The sequence below is a fragment of the Romboutsia timonensis genome (assembly GCF_900106845.1).
Taxonomy (GTDB): domain Bacteria; phylum Bacillota; class Clostridia; order Peptostreptococcales; family Peptostreptococcaceae; genus Romboutsia; species Romboutsia timonensis.
In genome coordinates, this window is sequence record NZ_LT629850.1 from 924,618 (window position 1) to 941,618 (window position 17,001).

Below are 17,001 nucleotides of genomic sequence, written 5' to 3' on the forward strand. Positions count from 1 at the left end.
ACATCAGGAGGAAATGGATCGACTAACAACGGTGGAAACACATCAGGAGGAAGTGGATCAACTAACAATGGTGGAAACACATCAGGAGGAAATGGATCGACTAACAACGGTGGAAATACATCAGGAGGAAATGGATCGACTAACAACGGTGGAAATACATCAGGAGGAAGTGGATCAACTAACAATGGTGGAAACACTTCAAATGAAAGCACAACTACTAATGAAGTTGAAAATGAAACTATAAATGACCAACTTGATGAAATTGCTACTTTAGATGAGATTACTAATGAAACTACTGAAGAAAGTAAAGATAATTTAGAAGAAACAACAACTACTGATTCACAAGTTGAAGCTGAAGAATCAAAGAATGGAAATAATATAATAGCTTATATAGGTGTTGGTATAGCAGCAATAGCTGGAGTATTATTTGCAAAAGGTAAAAAAGATGAATAATTAATTTAAATAACGATACCTTAAAAGTAAAATAACAAAATAAAGTCCCTAAGGCTATTATAGCTTTAGGGGCTTTTAATTTATTTTTATTAATTCAACAATTATAGAACATAGATAAAAATAACTATGTAATAAAAATTTGCATTATAATTATTTTTTATGGTATATTTTGTAAATTAAATTAATCGATTTAAAAGATAAGGGAGATTAGAATAGTGAGAATTTATGATTTAATACAACTTGCAAGACAGTATATGCTATTAGGAGTTATTGTTGTAATTTTACTTCTAACAGGATACTTCTTACTTTATAAAAAACTAATGAAAGGTACTGATAAATTAAACAAATTTAAATTTGGATTGTGGAGTATATTTGTAATTTATATAGTTGTAGTACTTGGAGCAACAATTGGACATAGAGCTTCAGCGTATGGTAATATAAATCTACACTTGTTTAGCTCTTATAAAAATGCATACAATAGCTTTTCTATAAGAGAGTGGAGAAATATAATTCTTAATATATTAATGTTTGTTCCACTTGGATTTATGATACCATTACTTTTTAAAAAATGTAAAAGATGGTATATAACTTATTTAATAGGATTTGGGGCAACACTATTTATAGAAATACTTCAACTTATAAGTAAACGAGGGATATTTGAACTCGATGACATTATAAATAATACTCTAGGATGCATTATAGGGTATGGTATAGTAATATTTTTTATATCAATATATGAAAAAAGGTATAAAGTTTTAACTAATATAATTTACCAAATACCTTTAATAATAACTGTTATTTCCTTTAGTATAATATTTATTACTTATTCTAAAAAAGAGTTAGGAAATCTATCTATTACTAATAGCTATAATATAGATATGTCAACTATAGATGTAAGTAGTAATATTGACTTTAATGATAAATCGAATAAAGCGTATGTATATAAAGCATCTGTAGGAGATAAAGAAGAAGCTGCAAAGATAGCTAGTGAAATCTTTTCTAAGGTAAATACAAAAATAGATGAATCTCAAAATGATGAATATGATGATACTATAGTATTTAAATCACAAGATGGAAATTATAGCTTATGGGTAAATTATACAGGTAATACAACGTGGTTTATTTATTATAAAGAATTTAAAGGTAAAGAAAATTTAAGCTATAAAGATGTACAAGCTTTATTAAGTAAATTTGATATAGATTTACCTAAAGAAGCTAGCTTTGAAGATTATTACGGAAGACAAAGGATAAACGAAATAAAAAATTCTTCTAATGTAGTTGTAGCTGGTAAAGAGTTTATTCCAGAAATAGGAGATATCCATGCATTAGTAAATGAATACTATAAAAAGCCTGAGGTGCTTTATAAGAAGCTAGCTAAAGTGTTTGAAATGGATAAGAATAAGTTAAAAAAATTAGAAGAAGAAAATAAAGAGTTGAAGAAAGAAAAAGACGATTTGCAAAAAGCTTTAAAATCATTTGAGCGTGAATTTGGAAGTATATTTTGTAATAGTCGCTTAGCTGATAATTCATTAGTAGATGTTATATCTATGAATAAATCAAAAGATTCTGTGGTTTATGATAGTTTAAAGAATATGTTTAATAATGACAAGATAGATGAATTGAGAAAAACTAATAATCTTAATAATTTAGAACCAAATAATGTTGTAAGCTTGAAAGGTGAGCAACGCAAAAAAAAGAGGTCTGATTTATTCTAAAAATAATAATAAAAATATTGTATATAAGGCACAAGATAATTCTTGTGCTATTTTGATTAATAAAAAATAAAAAAAATTTGCACATTTTCGATTTTAGAATTGTTATATATTATGAGGAGGTGATGATGTGCCTACAAACCCTATTGGAAAGATTAAGAATGGGGACGCAGATATCGGTGAACAAATTGTTACTGAAAATTATGATGCTATTTATAAGTACTGTTACTGGAAATTAGGAAATAGTGAAGATGCACAAGATATCACACAAGATGTTTTCTTGAATTTCATACGAAATATAAATACATATTCTGATAGGGGAAAGCCAAGAGCATTTCTTTACACCATAGCTAAAAACCTATGCATTAATTGTAATAAAAAGCGTAAACCAGATTACTTAGAAGCAACAAAAGAAATTATAGATATTACTGCAACCGAAAAAATTAATAATATTACAGATAAAATAATACTTGAACAGATTGTTAATCGACTTCCACAAGAGCAACAGGAAGTTATAGTTTTAAGATATGTTCATGATTTAAAAGTAAATGAAATTGCAGTTATCACAGGGAAATCACGATTCTCAGTTCGTTATAGGATAAATTCTGCATTATCAACAATTAAAAATAAATTAAATGGGAGTGATTATATTGAAAAAACAATTAGAAAATGATTTAAAGAAAATATACACAGATGTACCCATGCCAAATCCTATTAACATTCAAGAAACTATTATACAGGTACGTCGAGAAGTGAATCAAGCTCAAAATAAGGGATTAACATTTTGGGAGTTTTACTTCCAACAATTTGGATTTATTCGTAAAAATGTATGGGCTATCCAATTTATAATACTATTATTTTGTGGATTGAAACTGTATTATTATACTATATCTGCACAAGTGATAGGCTTAATTTCATCAATAGCACCACTGATTTTTCTATCGGGAATTACAGAACTATCAAGAACTTACACACATGGAACTATTGAAATTGAAATGTCGACACAATATACACTAAGTCAAGTAATGATGTCTCGTGTAAGTATCTTAGGACTTATGGATATTTTAAGTATAACAATTTTATGTATTATTGTGGGAGTAAATACAACACTTCATCCATATGCTACATTTTTGTATATTTGTGTACCATTTATGGTAACTTGCTTTGGATGCTTATGGTTACTAAATAAATTTAAAAACAAAGAATGTAATTATTATTGTTTTGCTTTAGGTATTTTTATAATGGTTATAGTATCGATGTCAACAACATTCTTGCCTAGGTTATACGTAGTATCTTCATTGTGGATATGGACAGTTATGCTTGCGATAGCAATAGTTGGTTCATGCGTCCAAATCTATAGGTTATTAAATAGCTGTAACAAAAAATATGATTACATAAATTTAACACATATTTAGGAGGTTTAAAATGGAATTAAAATTTGATAGATTAACAAAACAGTTTGGAAATAAAATAGCAGTTGACCGAATGGATGTTATCTTACAGCCAGGAGTGTATGGGTTACTTGGAGCGAATGGAGCAGGTAAAACAACTCTTATGAGAATGGTATGTGGTGTTCTTAATCCGACATCTGGGGACATATTGCTAGATGGATATGATATAGATACATTGGGTGAAAATTATAGAAAGCTTATTGGATATCTTCCTCAAGATTTTGGGTATTATCCAGACTTTACGGCTAAGGAATTTATGCACTATGTTTCAGCATTAAAAGGAATAGATAAGAAGAGTGCAAAGTTAAAAACAAAAGAACTATTAGATTTAGTAGGCTTGTCAGAGGTTGCAAATAAAAAAATAAGAACTTTTTCAGGTGGTATGAAACAAAGATTAGGAATTGCTCAAGCAGTATTAAATGACCCAAAGATTTTAGTATTAGATGAACCAACAGCAGGGTTAGACCCCAAAGAGCGTATACGTTTTAGAAATTTAATTTCTAGCTTTTCAAAGGATAAGATAGTTATTCTTTCAACTCATATTGTTTCTGATATTGAATATATAGCAGATACAATACTAATGATGAAGGGTGGTCAAATAATTATTAATAGTCCAAGTGAAGGCGTGACTAAGGAAATAGATAAAAAAGTATGGAGATGTAGAGTACCACAGAATAAAGTAGATATAGTTAGTAGTAAGTATCGTGTTGTAAACTTACAGCATGAAGGTAATAATGAGGTTTCGCTTCGTATTGTAAGTGATACAAAACCTGATGAAAATGCAATTAATGTAGACCCAACACTTGAAGATTTATTTTTATACCATTTTGATGACATGGTATCACTATAGGAGGAATAATATGAAAGATTTATTAATATTTGAGCTTAAAAAAATTGTAAGAAAAAAATTAAATATAATTGTAGTTTTAGCTAGTTTCGCCTTAACAGCATTACTATTTATATCTCCAGTTATTCAATTCATATCATTTGATAAGGACGGTAATCAAGAAAGAGGATTTACTGCTATTGAATTAGAAAAATCTAACCAGAAAGAACTTGCAGGAGTATTAACAGAAGACAGAATTAAAGATGATATTTTAAAATATCAACAGTTATTTGATAATCCAGATAACATAGTTATTAATGATGGGAAAAAGGAGTTAAGTGATTCAGCTTTTAATAAATACTTAGTAGATAAGATGTATTATTTAGGTCTTCTTAATAATAATTATACAATTCCAAATCTATATGACTATTCATTTGCAGAGCTTAAAAAATTACAAATAGAAGAGGACGCTAAATTTTATAGTCAAAGAGATAATAAAATATATAAGCTTTTAAATGCTAGTTATGAAGATTGGAATTATTCAGAGCAAGAAAAAGAATTTTGGATTGAAAAAAACAAAGAAGTCTCAACACCTTTTGAATATGGATATCACGAGGGATGGAAGACTGTATTTAACTGTATTGAGCTAATGGCACTTCCTATAATAGCAATTTGTATTTGTATTGCTCCTGTTTTTGCGGGTGAGTATCAATCTGGTGCTGATAATATAATACTATCTTCTAGGTATGGAAAATCCAAATTAATACTGTCAAAGGTATTAGCGTCATTTGTTTTTGCAATTACAGTATATACATTAAATATTGTAGTAGGTATAGGGATTATATTATTATCATTCGGAATAGATGGGTGGAATTTGCCAATACAAATTATAAATTCAATAACACCATATTCTTTAACATTTTTATCGGCAACAGTTATTTGTATTGTAACACTATATTTAGTGATGCTTTCAATGGTATCAATTACATTATTATTATCTGCAAAAATGAAGACACCATTTTCAGTGTTAATTGTTATGATATGTATAATAATGGCTCCGTTATTCTTTAAGCTTAGTGAGACTAACGGTGCTTGGAATCATATTTATATGCTACTTCCTTCTATATCATGTCAGCCAGTATTTATGATGGATATTACAAATTATATGTCTTATCCTTTACCTGGGATAACAATGGATATACTTACAATGAGAATAGCAATTTACATAATAATAGTGGTTGTTTGTATACCTTTTGCTTATCGTACTTTCAAAAAACACCAAGTGGTATAAATTAAATATAAATGGGAGGGAAATAATGATGAATAGCATATTTAAAAATATATTTCCGAAGACACCAAGTAACTTTAAAAAAGTTATAAGAGAGACGTTGAATATTTTACCAGAAAAGTGTGATAATAAAAAAGTTAAAGTTAAGAAATAATTAAGAAGAGAGTCTATCTGGCTCTCTTTTTAGATTGATAATATTTTATATATGGAATTGTTTTTGTATAATATCTATTTTTAATTAGCATAATACAAAATAATAGAGCAATCTAAGTTATATTAGAAATTTTGAAATCAGGTATAAAAAATACAGATAATTTACTTATCTGTATTTTTAGTATATTCATTTAATAATTAATTACTTGGTTTGTTGTATTTTCACTATTGGGAGTATTCAATGTATCTTTATTATTTGAAACATTTGTACTATTTAAGTTTTCAGATGAATTTTCAACTGGGGCATCTGGATTTATTGAAGAATCAGGTTGAACATTTTCATCAACAGTAGAATTTTGTTCTAATGAGTCAACAGAGCTATCTCCAGTAGAATCACTATTAGATTCTTCATTTGATGGAGGTGTCGCATTGTTATCGTCTACTTTATTAGAATCATTTCCATCAAATAATCCTGTGAACCAATTCCATATCTTAGCAAAGAAACCTTCAACTTGCTCACTAGATGGAAGGTTTATAGTTGATTTATCAGTAGCATCTATTTTAGCATTTTCTCCAAGTAAACTATCGTTAGTATTGTTAAGTATACTTGAATTATCATTATTATTACCACCGAATAATCCTTTAAACCAATCAACTATTCCTTCAAAGAAGCTCTTTATTTTATCAAAGAATCCTGTATTTACATTTTCACCTATAGCAGATAAGTTTTCATTAACAACATCAGATACACTTTCTAGTGCATTTTTCATTTCACTATAGTTATAATCTTGTTTAGATATTTTTTCCATTAAGCTTTCAAGCTTTGCCATTTGTTCATCAGATAAAGTTACATTATAGTTGTTTACTACATTATTTATAGTTTCAGCTATTTGAACTGTATCTTTAGTATTATTTTTTATTATCTCAGTCTTTACATCATTAACGATTCCAGTAGCTTTGTCTTGACCGATATCATCACCTAAATCTCCAGTAGTTATTAATTCCTCTGAAGCTAGTTCTTTTTTATCTTCCTCTAGAGGCTTTCCAGTAGCATCTTCAAATGCTTTCATTATACCTGTTAATGCTCCAGTTCCAGAAACTGGGAAGTTAGCAGCAATTACAACGTCAGCATCAGTAAGACCTGCAGTAGATAATGTAGTTGCAACCATAGCTGGAGTTGCCCAAGTTATATTAGCAGTTTTAACATTTATACCACTACCTGATTTTGTTGGTTCAACATAAGCACAAGAATAAGTTTTCTTTCCAAGTTGAGCTTCAGTCGCTACTCCTTGTAAGTATTTTCTTTCTTCTTGGTTGTTAACCTCAAGTATTACAACTTCATCTTTATTAACACCGAAATATTTTAACATAGTATCTTTTTGTTCTTGTGTTAAGTTTGCACCAAGAGTTACAACTCTAGCACCATCTGCAAATACAAGTCCTAAGCTAGATAAACTTAAAACTGCAGTAAGACCTAAAGTTACAAATCTCTTTTTAAAATTATTTAATTTTTTGTTCATAAATTTCATTCCTTTCAACTTACAAAAAAGTTAAACCATAATATATCCCTATTACATTATACTATAAATGATTAATTTAAAAAAGCAAATTACAAGTTTGTAATAAATACTTAAGAATTTATTTTAATAGTTTGTATCTTTTAAAGATATATATTTTCAATATAAATAATATATAAGAAAGCTAAAGATTGGTTATCCTTCTTAAATATAGTATTTATAGTAAAAATGAATTTATTAAAAAAATATATAAACAAAGAAAAAAGTATAAATGCAGACATTTAAATATCTACATTTATACTTTTTATCTATAATCTAAATTACTTACCTATGAACATTTGAGTCCAATAAGTTGTTCCTTTAGAATCTTTTGCAATACCAACACCTAAGTTAGTAAAATTAGGGTTTAATATATTTTTTCTATGACCTTCAGAATTCATCCAAGCAGTTACAACCTCTTGTGGAGTTTTTTGACCTTTTGCTATATTCTCACCAGCAGTTCTATAAGATATTCCAAATTGCTTCATCATATCAAATGGAGAACCGTAAGTTGGAGATGTATGGTCGAAGTAGTTTTTATTTACCATATCTTGAGATTTCTTTGTTGCTACACTTGATAAGTTAGAATCAAGTGTTAAAGCAGATATTCCTCTTTTAGTTCTTTCTACATTTACTAAATCAAGCACTTGTTGTTGATAAGAAGAAAAGTCTGTACTAGGCTTTTGCTCAGGAGTACTCTCAGGTTTTTGCTCAGGATTAGTACTTGGAGTACTAGGAGTACTTTCAGGCTTTTGCTGTGGATTAGTACTTGGAGTACTAGGAGTACTTTCAGGTTTTTGCTGTGGAGTAGTACTTGGAGTACTAGGAGTACTTTCAGGTTTTTGCTGTGGATTAGTACTTGGAGTACTAGGAGTACTCTCAGGCTTTTGCTGTGGAGTAGTACTTGGATTATTAGGAGTACTCTCAGGTTTTGAAGGTACATTTGGACAACTTGGAGTTAACGGTAATTTGTATTTAACACCATTTACATATATATATACAGATTTCGTAGTCATAACTTTCTTGTAACAAGTTTTTGATAGAGCGTTTACTGGTAGCATACTAGATGCTGTTAGCATAGTTATTGCTCCTAATGATAATATATTTCTAAATTTCTTATTCATATAAACACCTCTTTTGATTTTATTTGCGATTCATATTGTTACTAAATTGTAACTTGCAATTTAAGGGGTTGTCCCTTTCGCATATTTATACTAACATAAATGCTACAACTTTGTAACTGTAAAGTACTGTAATAAAGTGTAGAAAAATGTAAAAAAGTAATATAATAGGCAAGTGAAAATTGCTATATTATGCATGATTTGACTAAAAAATATTGGAAAATAGCTATTTTTCTGCTGTTATATATAAATTGATATGAATTTCTCAGAGGATTTATAAAATAAAAATATATACCATAATTGCTTTTTACTATAAGTTACAAAGTAATGTATTTAATCAAATTTCAAATATGTAATTAAATATGTAAAAAAAGGGTATAATTAAGTTATGATTTTGTATTCAAATATTGAAAAAATAAGAAATATATTATAATATGAAAATAGGAAAAATATAGATATTTATATCTATAAGTTAGAAAGGATAAGTACTATGTCAAAACAATTAGTAAAAGAAAGAGTTATAAAGTATTTAATGGAGGACTTATTAGTACCACATGATATGATAGACACTGATGTACCATTATCAGAGTTTGAAGAAGGTGCAGAGGGTATAATAGATATAATAGTAAGTGTTAAAGATAAAGAAGACTACTTAGTTCCAGTTATGTTAGTTAGCTGTTTAGACGAAGATGTAGAATTAGAAGGTGAAGTAGTACAAAAGCAAATAGATTTCTTAGAAGATGTTGATAATATAACTACTGCAGGTAGAATAATATTAACTAATGGAAATCAAATGATGTATGCTGACTGGACTGGAGAAGAATATGATACAGAAGCAGCTCTTCCAACATATGAACAAATGGAAAAAGAATTATTTGAAATGGAAAAATTAGCTGCTGAGCATGAACACTCTCATCATGGATGTGGATGTGGTGGACATCATCACGAAGAAGAGCATGAATGCTGTGGAGGTCATGGACATCATGAAGATGGTCACGAGTGTTGTGGAGGACACAATCACGGAGATGATCACAACTGTGGTTGTAAACACTAATAAATAAATATATACGAACTTGACGATACTTTTTAATAATGTTATTATAAATATGTTAAAAATTCTATATAAAAACCGTAAATGTTGGGGCAAAAGACAAAGGATTTATTAATATAGGGATTTATAGCGTCGTTCGATTAAAAAAGACTACTTTTATTGTGGTCTTTTTTTATGCTTAAAAACCTAAATATATATTTATATACTTAAAATAAGTGAAATTTTATAAAAAATATAAATAAAAAAAGGAAATTTGATAGCAAAGGTAGAATAATATAAAAATAAACTTATTGACATTTAATTTAATTGGATGGAATGTTTTTGAAGCAGCTATCATATTATAAATGTAGATGAAGCTAGAGAAAAGATAACATCTCAATTAATAAACTATATATAAAAGGGGTTATATTATGGAGGCTAAAAAAGAACAAAATTATGAAAGCTATATTTATTCTGATTCATCAAATACATCTAATGCTATGAAAATGTATTTAAAAGAAATAGAAGAATACCCAATGTTATCTGCTAAAGAGGAAGTAGAACTAGCTAAAGCTATAATTGACTCTTCAGAGGAAGCAAAAGAGAAATTTATAAATGCAAATTATAGATTGGTTGTAAGTATCGCTAAAAGATATAGAAAAGAAAGTGTAGATATGCTTGACTTAATTCAAGCAGGAAACATTGGACTTATAAAAGCAGTTGAAAAGTACGATTATAAGAAGGGATTTAAATTTAGTACTTATGCGACTTGGTGGATAAAACAAAGTATAACAAGATACATAGATGACTGTGAAAATACTATTAGAATACCTGTTCATCTTCATCAAAGAATAAATTTTGTAAAAAGAAAAAAACAAGAGCTTGCTAATGTACTTCAAAGAGAACCTAGTATGGAAGAACTTGCTGAAGTTTGCGAACTTGAAGTTGATAAGGTTTTAGATATATTAAAAAGGGATAAAAACATAGTATCTCTTGATACTCCGATTAAAGAAGATGAAGATAGTAGCTTGGTTGAGTTTATACCATCTGATGCACACTTTGGGGACGTGGTCATGCATGAGGTTGAACAAAATAACTTAAGAGAAAAAATAGACGAAGTGCTAACAGATCTTAGTGATCAAGAGCAACAAGTACTTAGAATGAGATTTGGACTTGATGATGACACACCTAAGACTTTAGAAGAAATCGGTAAAGTATTTGGTGTAACAAGAGAGAGAATAAGACAAATAGAAGCTAAGGCTATTAGAAAATTAAGACATCCAAGTAGACTTAAATTACTTAAAAACTTTTATTAATTAGTTTATACAAAAGTGAGAGTAGTTTTCTGCTTTTTATATCTCTTGTAAAAATATGATTTGATTTCTTTAAGTAAATAGTAGCACATATTAATTTGTATCGCATCTAAAATTTAATTAAATTTTATAAAAATATTTACATTAAAAAGGAATATACATAATTGGTATAGATAAGTTAAAAAGTAGATTTATAAAAAGAGCTATTTCAAAATGATTAAATAATGATTTTGAAATAGCTCTTTTTATAGATACATGTTTACATTTTTTATTATTTTATATACAATACTATTATGGTTAGTTACTTGAGTAATTAACTGATTGATTAACGGATATAAGGAGTGATTTATGAAGCTTATATTAAATGAAGACGAACCGATATTTATTCAAATATCAAAAGCTATAGAGGATGAAATACTAACAGATAGCATAAAAGAAGATGAACAAGTGCCTTCAACAACAGAATTATCAAGGTTATATAATATAAATCCAGCTACAGTATTAAAGGGGATGAATATACTAGTAGATAAGAATATCTTATATAAAAAAAGAGGTTTAGGTATGTTTGTAAATAGGGGAGCAAAAAACACTATAAAACTTTTAAGAAAAGAAAGCTTTAAAAATAAGTTTATAAAGAACTTAATTGAAGAAGCAAATAAGTTAGATATAGATAAAGATGAATTACTTGAGATGATTAAACAATACAAAGGGGGAAACTAAATGAGTGTAGCTATAAAAGTAAAAAATGTTAGTAAGTCTTTTAATGATAGTGTAATACTTGATGATATATCTATAGATTTTTATGAAAATAAAATATATGGTTTACTTGGGAAAAATGGAGTAGGTAAAACTACCTTATTAAATATAATTACAAAGCAATTAATTAGTAAAAGCGGTACTATAGAAATATTTGGACAAAATATAAATGAAAGTGACGATGTATTAGATAAGTTATGTATATTAAGAGAAAGAGAGTTTCCTGAAAATGATATTTTAATAAAAGAATTATTTAATACTTACTCATACTTTTATAAAGATTATGATAAAAATCTACAAGAAAAATTGTGTGATTATTTTGAGCTAGATTCTAAGAAGTCATATAGAAAATTATCAAGAGGTATGAAAAGTATAGTATCGAACATTATAGGAATATGCTCAAATGCTTCAATAACTATATTTGATGAACCTACAATAGGTCTTGATGCAGACAATAGAAATGAGTTTTATAAGATATTATTAGATAGCTATATAAAAAATCCTAGAACTATAATATTATCAACTCACCTTATAAATGAAGTAGAAAACTTAATTGAAAATGTAGTTATAATACATAAAGGAAAAGTAATAGTTGATGATAACATAGATAATATAAGTCAAAAATCATTTTACATAAGTGGAGATAAATCTGATTTGGAAAAATTACAATGTTTAAAAGATACAACACCTGATAAAAGCTTTGGATCTAAACAAGTGTATAAATATTATGGGGATATAAATGAAGATGATTTAAAGTTTATAGAAAGTTTAAACATAAATTTAGAAACTATGAATCTTCAAGATATGTTTGTACATCTTACTAAAAGGGGGAATACAAATGAATAAGTTAATGCCGTATTTTAGATTAATGAAAAAGTCTATAATATTAATGATAGTAATAACACTTTCAATAGCAATAACACATGATGGTAAAGAAATACTAACTGGATTTAAACATTCAGTATTTGAAAATGGATATTTAATATTTAAAAGTGAAATATATTCTACAACAGCATTACTTATATTTATATATGGTATATATCTTTCATATATAAAGTTTAATGTTGCAATAAATATAAAAGCAGATAGAAAAAGCTATATAAAAGCATCTATAATTACAATGATAGGTATGGGGATAGTATTCTCAATATTTACAGTTTTATGGTCATTGATTTTAAAGTTTGTAGTAGAGTATGTTTCTGGTAAAAATGCTTTAGTACTTGGAGATTCTGCATACTTTGTAAATACTTTTACTGATATTATAAATAGTTCTTTAGAAATGGGAACAACAGTATTATATGCTTTTTCGGATTTAAGCATAAGAAGATTTATTATGGATATCTTAGGGCAGCTTTTAACTTTATTTGCATTTTCATCTATAGGATTTTTACTTGGAAGTATTTTATATAGACTTAAAAAGAAAACATCAATAATAATATTTTTAATTATACCAACAATAGTTATAACATTAGGAGTAACATTTTATATATTTAATACAGATTTAATTATGAATTATATAGCTATTAACTTAGTTGATATTTTAAGGTTTATTATAAATGTAAATATACGTTTAATTATAAAACTTTTAACTATAGTAATATCTTTAATTTGTTCAGTACTACTTTTAAAAAATGCACCAATAAAAGAATATGCACATGACTTAATATAAGGCTGATTATACAGCCTTTTTTTAGTTTATGATATGTTAGCTCCCTTTGTGATAAATATTGCATAAAAAGAGCCACACCTTGGACTTTTTAATAAATTGAATTTGAAGTAAAGTTCCTTATTTTAGGTTAACTCAAAGAATCTATTTCTAATAGTTTATCTAGTTACATATAGATATAAGTTCTTTAAGATAATTAAAATTCATACAATATAACAAATTTAAATTTAGAATATTTTATGGATAAGGTATTGAAGAGAAAAAAGGATGATAGTATGTATGATAGCAGATATATTGAATTAGAGAAATTGATGAATATAATAAATAAATTAAATAAAGAATTACAATTAGTAAAAAAAGATATAAACAATAAAGAAAGTAAATCAAAAGAACTAGTTTCATATATAGAACAAAAAATAAAAGAAAATACTAAAAGTATAAAAGAGCTAGAAAATCCATTTTTACTATTTATAATGGGTTCTGGTAATTATGGAAAATCAACTCTTATAAATGCCCTTTTACAAGAAAAAGTAATAGAAACTAGTGATATACCAAATACATGGAAACTAGATTTATTTATTAAATCAGATAATGAAAAAGTAGAAATAACCTATAATGATGAAAGAGAAATTATAAAAAGTTTAAGTAATGGTAAAAAAATATTAAAAGAAGAAGAGGATAAATTTAAAATATCAAAAAAAGAAATATCAAAAAAAATATTAACCTACAAGAATAAACTTAGCAAAGATAAATTAAAAGAATTTAAAATTGAACAAGAAAGATTACACTTATATAAATCAGATATAAATCAAATAAAATACTATTTAAAAAATAAAAAAATACTTAATGACTTTACAATAGTAGATACACCAGGACTTAATCAAACCTTACTAAAAAACACCGTAAAGCGTATGAATAAATACTACCAAAAATCAGATGGCGTAATATGGCTAATAGATGCTCAAAATATAGTATCTAAAGAAACTAATAAATTAATTGAGGAAATAAATAAAATAGATAATTTACATGAAAAGAAAATAATAGGTGTAGTTAATAAAATAGATATAATAAAAAATGATAACGATTTAGAAAGACTTAAAGAAAAAGTAAATGAAATATATAATAATAAATTTAATGATATTGTTTATATATCAGCTCGTGATGCTTTAGATGGAATTGTAAACAAAGATAAATATTTAATAGATAAAAGCAACATAAATAATTTATATAAATCTATAGAGAGTAATTTCAAACAAGTATGTGAAAAAAAACAAATAGATTCTAAATATAAAAATTTATCTATAATGAAAAATAAAATACTAGATAAAATATATTCATATAAGAGAAGTTTGTATAAAGATATATCTGATTATAATGAAATTGAATTTGAATTAAATAAAAGTTGTAATGAAATATATTTATATACATTAAATCATATAAATAAATTTAAGAAGAAAAAAATATATACTAAAGAGGATTTATATTCATTAAAAAAAGCAATAGAAAATTTAGAAGTACAATGTAGTAAGGAAATAGAAAAAAATTATAATACATTAATCAAAAAAGCAGATTTTAGCAATATTACAAACAATCCTATCAACACAAAAGTCTATTTTTCTAAAAGCAAATATTTGATTATAAATTATAATAACTTTAAAACTGTAAAAAGAAATAACAAACTATCAAGTTTTATAAATCAACTCACAAAAGCAAATTCTGAAAAAGTTGTAAATGATGAAGTTGCATTAAGTAACCATATCCAAAAAAATATTACATACTTAGAAGACGAGATAATAACAACCCTAAAAGATAAATTAGAAGAGATAAAAAATAATATAAATGAAGTCAAATATAATACATTTAAAAATAAATATTTAGATTACAATTTAATAAAAGAGCATATTAGTTATTTAGACAATATAGAAAATATATTAATAAATTTGAGGTGATATTTTGGAAAATATAAGTCAATATATCTATGAAATTAAAGAAACTTTACTTAATTCTCCAATAAGACAAAGATTATCACAAAAAGAAATAGTACCCTTTAAGGATATTGTATCTGAAAATCTAAATGAACAGATAGAAAATATCAAAGCATTAGAATCAAGTCAATATAAGCCATTAAATATAGCTATAGTAGGAGAAGTTAAATCAGGAAAATCAAGTCTTTTAAATGCACTTTTAGGAAAAGAAATAAGTAAGGTAGATGTATTAGAAGCTACTTCATCAGTAATAGAAGTTGTTTATAGTGAAAATACTGATGTGAGCAAATTTGCAGATTTGACAAGAATAAGTTTAGACATAGATTATTTGAAAAAAATAAATATAGTAGATACACCAGGACTAAAAAGTATAACTCAAAGTAATGAGAAGAAAACCATAGATTATATTAAGTACGCAGATTTAATTTTATTTGTTATAGATGCAACTCATCTAGGTCAAGAAGATACAATAGAAGCATTAGACTTAATAAGTGAATATAATAAACCTATTATTGGAGTAGTAAATAAATGTGATTTATTAACAGAAAATAGGAGTGAAATTTTAGATTATATAACAAGTGAGTATGGCATTTATATAGATAGATTTTTTATGATATCATCATCTCTTGAATATCAACATAAAATGAGTCAACAAACAATAGCTAAAAGTACAGACCTAATAGTATCAAACTATACAGAACTTAGGGAAAACTTTAGAAAATTAACTGATTATATAGAGTGTATATATGAAAATTCCAATGAGACAAAATACAAAAGTATAAAAACTTCAATAGAAGGAATAATTCAAAAAGATATAATAGTACATAACGATTATAATAAAAGCGTTGATGTATTATTAGGTGAATTAAGAAAATATGAAAAACTACTACAAAATAAAAAAGATTATATAAAAGCAAAAATGGAGTTTGAAATAAATGATTGGATTGATAGAATTTTATTAAGCGATGAGGTAAAAAGAATTGAAAGTGATATAAAATCTGCAAATATATATATAAATGAATCTTACTTAACTGATTTGATAAATTCTAAAAAGAATGAATTAGATGATTTATATTTTAAAGAATGGAGTACTTGCTTAAAAGAAGTAAGTGAAGAAATGGATGATGATATAAAAAGATATGTAAATGATATAACTTATAAAAATGAATTATTAGATACACCAACATTTAAGTTAGATGGGGAAAAAACAGATATGAATGCAATACTTGCAACAATAGGTACAGGGGCAATACTTGGTGCTACATCAGGAGGGGTTATTTCAATCTACAGTGCAACCCTAGGAAATTATGCAGCATCACTTACACTTGGAGCAGCTATTATGACTTATCTACCACCTCTTTTAATAGCTGGAACTATAAGTGGAGCTGTTGGAAAAGTTATATATGATAAAGTTTTAGATGATAGAAAAAACAAAGAAATACTTGACAATATAGAAAAATTTATAAAGAATTTAAAAGATAATATAAAAGAAAGACTAAATAAAGACTATGAAAAGCTTAGTCAAGAAATAGTAGTAACTACTACTGAGATATTAAAAAATATAAAAGGTGTATATATAAATAAATATGAAATAGAAGATTTTATGGAATCAATAGAAAAATATATAACATATTTAACACAATATGTAGAAATATCATACAATAAAGCATAAATGCAAATCCAATAAGGAG

General features: G+C 26.3%; 16 protein-coding genes. 14 read left to right on the forward strand and 2 right to left on the reverse strand.

The window, feature by feature from the left end; all coding sequences use genetic code 11:
* From BN7997_RS15755 to BN7997_RS16210, 7 genes are all read left to right on the forward strand, one after another.
* Positions 1-453: hypothetical protein (locus BN7997_RS15755; RefSeq protein WP_195906805.1), on the forward strand; the 453-nt coding region annotated here is incomplete at its 5' end.
* Positions 454-668: 215 nt separating this feature from the next.
* Positions 669-2,168, forward strand: coding sequence for a VanZ family protein (locus BN7997_RS06940; RefSeq protein ID WP_071120105.1), 1,500 nt, complete (start codon positions 669-671; stop codon positions 2,166-2,168).
* A 127-nt stretch (positions 2,169-2,295) separates the two neighbouring features.
* On the forward strand, positions 2,296-2,838 hold the full coding sequence (locus BN7997_RS06945; RefSeq protein WP_071120106.1) for an RNA polymerase sigma factor: 543 nt from the start codon (positions 2,296-2,298) through the stop codon (positions 2,836-2,838).
* Positions 2,816-3,580 carry a hypothetical protein gene (locus tag BN7997_RS06950; RefSeq protein ID WP_071120107.1) on the forward strand — a complete coding sequence of 255 codons (765 nt, stop codon included), beginning with the start codon at positions 2,816-2,818 and terminating at the stop codon, positions 3,578-3,580. Before BN7997_RS06945 ends, BN7997_RS06950 begins: the two co-directional genes overlap by 23 nt.
* Before the next feature lie 10 nt (positions 3,581-3,590).
* On the forward strand, positions 3,591-4,466 hold the full coding sequence (locus tag BN7997_RS06955) for an ABC transporter ATP-binding protein (RefSeq protein ID WP_071120108.1): 876 nt from the start codon (positions 3,591-3,593) through the stop codon (positions 4,464-4,466).
* A gap of 10 nt (positions 4,467-4,476) precedes the next feature.
* Entirely contained in the window at positions 4,477-5,733 is a 1,257-nt protein-coding gene (locus BN7997_RS06960; RefSeq protein ID WP_071120109.1) for an ABC transporter permease, read from the forward strand.
* 28 nt (positions 5,734-5,761) lie between these two features.
* Positions 5,762-5,884 carry a hypothetical protein gene (locus BN7997_RS16210; protein WP_278335243.1) on the forward strand — a complete coding sequence of 41 codons (123 nt, stop codon included), beginning with the start codon at positions 5,762-5,764 and terminating at the stop codon, positions 5,882-5,884.
* Between the two features lie 190 nt (positions 5,885-6,074).
* On the opposite strand, the gene BN7997_RS06965 is transcribed toward BN7997_RS16210, so the two are convergent.
* Complete coding sequence (locus BN7997_RS06965; RefSeq protein WP_071120110.1) at positions 6,075-7,403, reverse strand: DUF1002 domain-containing protein; 1,329 nt, start codon at positions 7,401-7,403, stop codon at positions 6,075-6,077.
* 317 nt (positions 7,404-7,720) lie between these two features.
* Positions 7,721-8,563: a CAP domain-containing protein gene (locus tag BN7997_RS06970; RefSeq protein ID WP_071120111.1), complete on the reverse strand. Its 843-nt coding sequence runs from the start codon at positions 8,561-8,563 to the stop codon at positions 7,721-7,723.
* A 487-nt stretch (positions 8,564-9,050) separates the two neighbouring features.
* Between BN7997_RS06970 and BN7997_RS06975 the strand changes: the two genes are divergently transcribed.
* The 7 genes from BN7997_RS06975 to BN7997_RS07005 all read left to right on the forward strand — a co-directional run bounded on the left by BN7997_RS06975 (position 9,051) and on the right by BN7997_RS07005 (position 16,982).
* Positions 9,051-9,614: a type I restriction enzyme HsdR N-terminal domain-containing protein gene (locus BN7997_RS06975; protein WP_071120112.1), complete on the forward strand. Its 564-nt coding sequence runs from the start codon at positions 9,051-9,053 to the stop codon at positions 9,612-9,614.
* A 407-nt stretch (positions 9,615-10,021) separates the two neighbouring features.
* Positions 10,022-10,906 carry a sigma-70 family RNA polymerase sigma factor gene (locus BN7997_RS06980; RefSeq protein WP_071120113.1) on the forward strand — a complete coding sequence of 295 codons (885 nt, stop codon included), beginning with the start codon at positions 10,022-10,024 and terminating at the stop codon, positions 10,904-10,906.
* A 345-nt stretch (positions 10,907-11,251) separates the two neighbouring features.
* Complete coding sequence (locus BN7997_RS06985) at positions 11,252-11,623, forward strand: GntR family transcriptional regulator (protein WP_071120114.1); 372 nt, start codon at positions 11,252-11,254, stop codon at positions 11,621-11,623.
* Positions 11,624-12,505, forward strand: a complete 882-nt coding sequence (locus tag BN7997_RS06990) for an ATP-binding cassette domain-containing protein (protein ID WP_071120115.1) — start codon at positions 11,624-11,626, stop codon at positions 12,503-12,505.
* Positions 12,498-13,328: a hypothetical protein gene (locus BN7997_RS06995; RefSeq protein ID WP_071120116.1), complete on the forward strand. Its 831-nt coding sequence runs from the start codon at positions 12,498-12,500 to the stop codon at positions 13,326-13,328. Before BN7997_RS06990 ends, BN7997_RS06995 begins: the two co-directional genes overlap by 8 nt.
* A 236-nt stretch (positions 13,329-13,564) precedes the next feature.
* On the forward strand, positions 13,565-15,274 hold the full coding sequence (locus tag BN7997_RS07000; RefSeq protein WP_083335030.1) for a dynamin family protein: 1,710 nt from the start codon (positions 13,565-13,567) through the stop codon (positions 15,272-15,274).
* Positions 15,275-15,278: 4 nt separating this feature from the next.
* Complete coding sequence (locus BN7997_RS07005) at positions 15,279-16,982, forward strand: GTP-binding protein (protein ID WP_071120118.1); 1,704 nt, start codon at positions 15,279-15,281, stop codon at positions 16,980-16,982.
* Positions 16,983-17,001: the final 19 nt, after the last annotated feature.

Excerpts from the sequence above, each read along its gene's own strand:
- BN7997_RS06975 (WP_071120112.1), top strand. The coding sequence starts at position 9,051 with ATGTCAAAACAATTAGTAAAAGAAAGAGTTATAAAGTATTTAATGGAG.
- BN7997_RS06960 (WP_071120109.1), top strand. The coding sequence starts at position 4,477 with ATGAAAGATTTATTAATATTTGAGCTTAAAAAAATTGTAAGAAAAAAA.
- BN7997_RS06965 (WP_071120110.1), bottom strand. The coding sequence starts at position 7,403 with ATGAACAAAAAATTAAATAATTTTAAAAAGAGATTTGTAACTTTAGGT.
- BN7997_RS06985 (WP_071120114.1), top strand. The coding sequence starts at position 11,252 with ATGAAGCTTATATTAAATGAAGACGAACCGATATTTATTCAAATATCA.
- BN7997_RS16210 (WP_278335243.1), top strand. The coding sequence starts at position 5,762 with ATGAATAGCATATTTAAAAATATATTTCCGAAGACACCAAGTAACTTT.
- BN7997_RS06980 (WP_071120113.1), top strand. The coding sequence starts at position 10,022 with ATGGAGGCTAAAAAAGAACAAAATTATGAAAGCTATATTTATTCTGAT.
- BN7997_RS06955 (WP_071120108.1), top strand. The coding sequence starts at position 3,591 with ATGGAATTAAAATTTGATAGATTAACAAAACAGTTTGGAAATAAAATA.
- BN7997_RS06970 (WP_071120111.1), bottom strand. The coding sequence starts at position 8,563 with ATGAATAAGAAATTTAGAAATATATTATCATTAGGAGCAATAACTATG.
- BN7997_RS06995 (WP_071120116.1), top strand. The coding sequence starts at position 12,498 with ATGAATAAGTTAATGCCGTATTTTAGATTAATGAAAAAGTCTATAATA.
- BN7997_RS06990 (WP_071120115.1), top strand. The coding sequence starts at position 11,624 with ATGAGTGTAGCTATAAAAGTAAAAAATGTTAGTAAGTCTTTTAATGAT.
- BN7997_RS07000 (WP_083335030.1), top strand. The coding sequence starts at position 13,565 with ATGGATAAGGTATTGAAGAGAAAAAAGGATGATAGTATGTATGATAGC.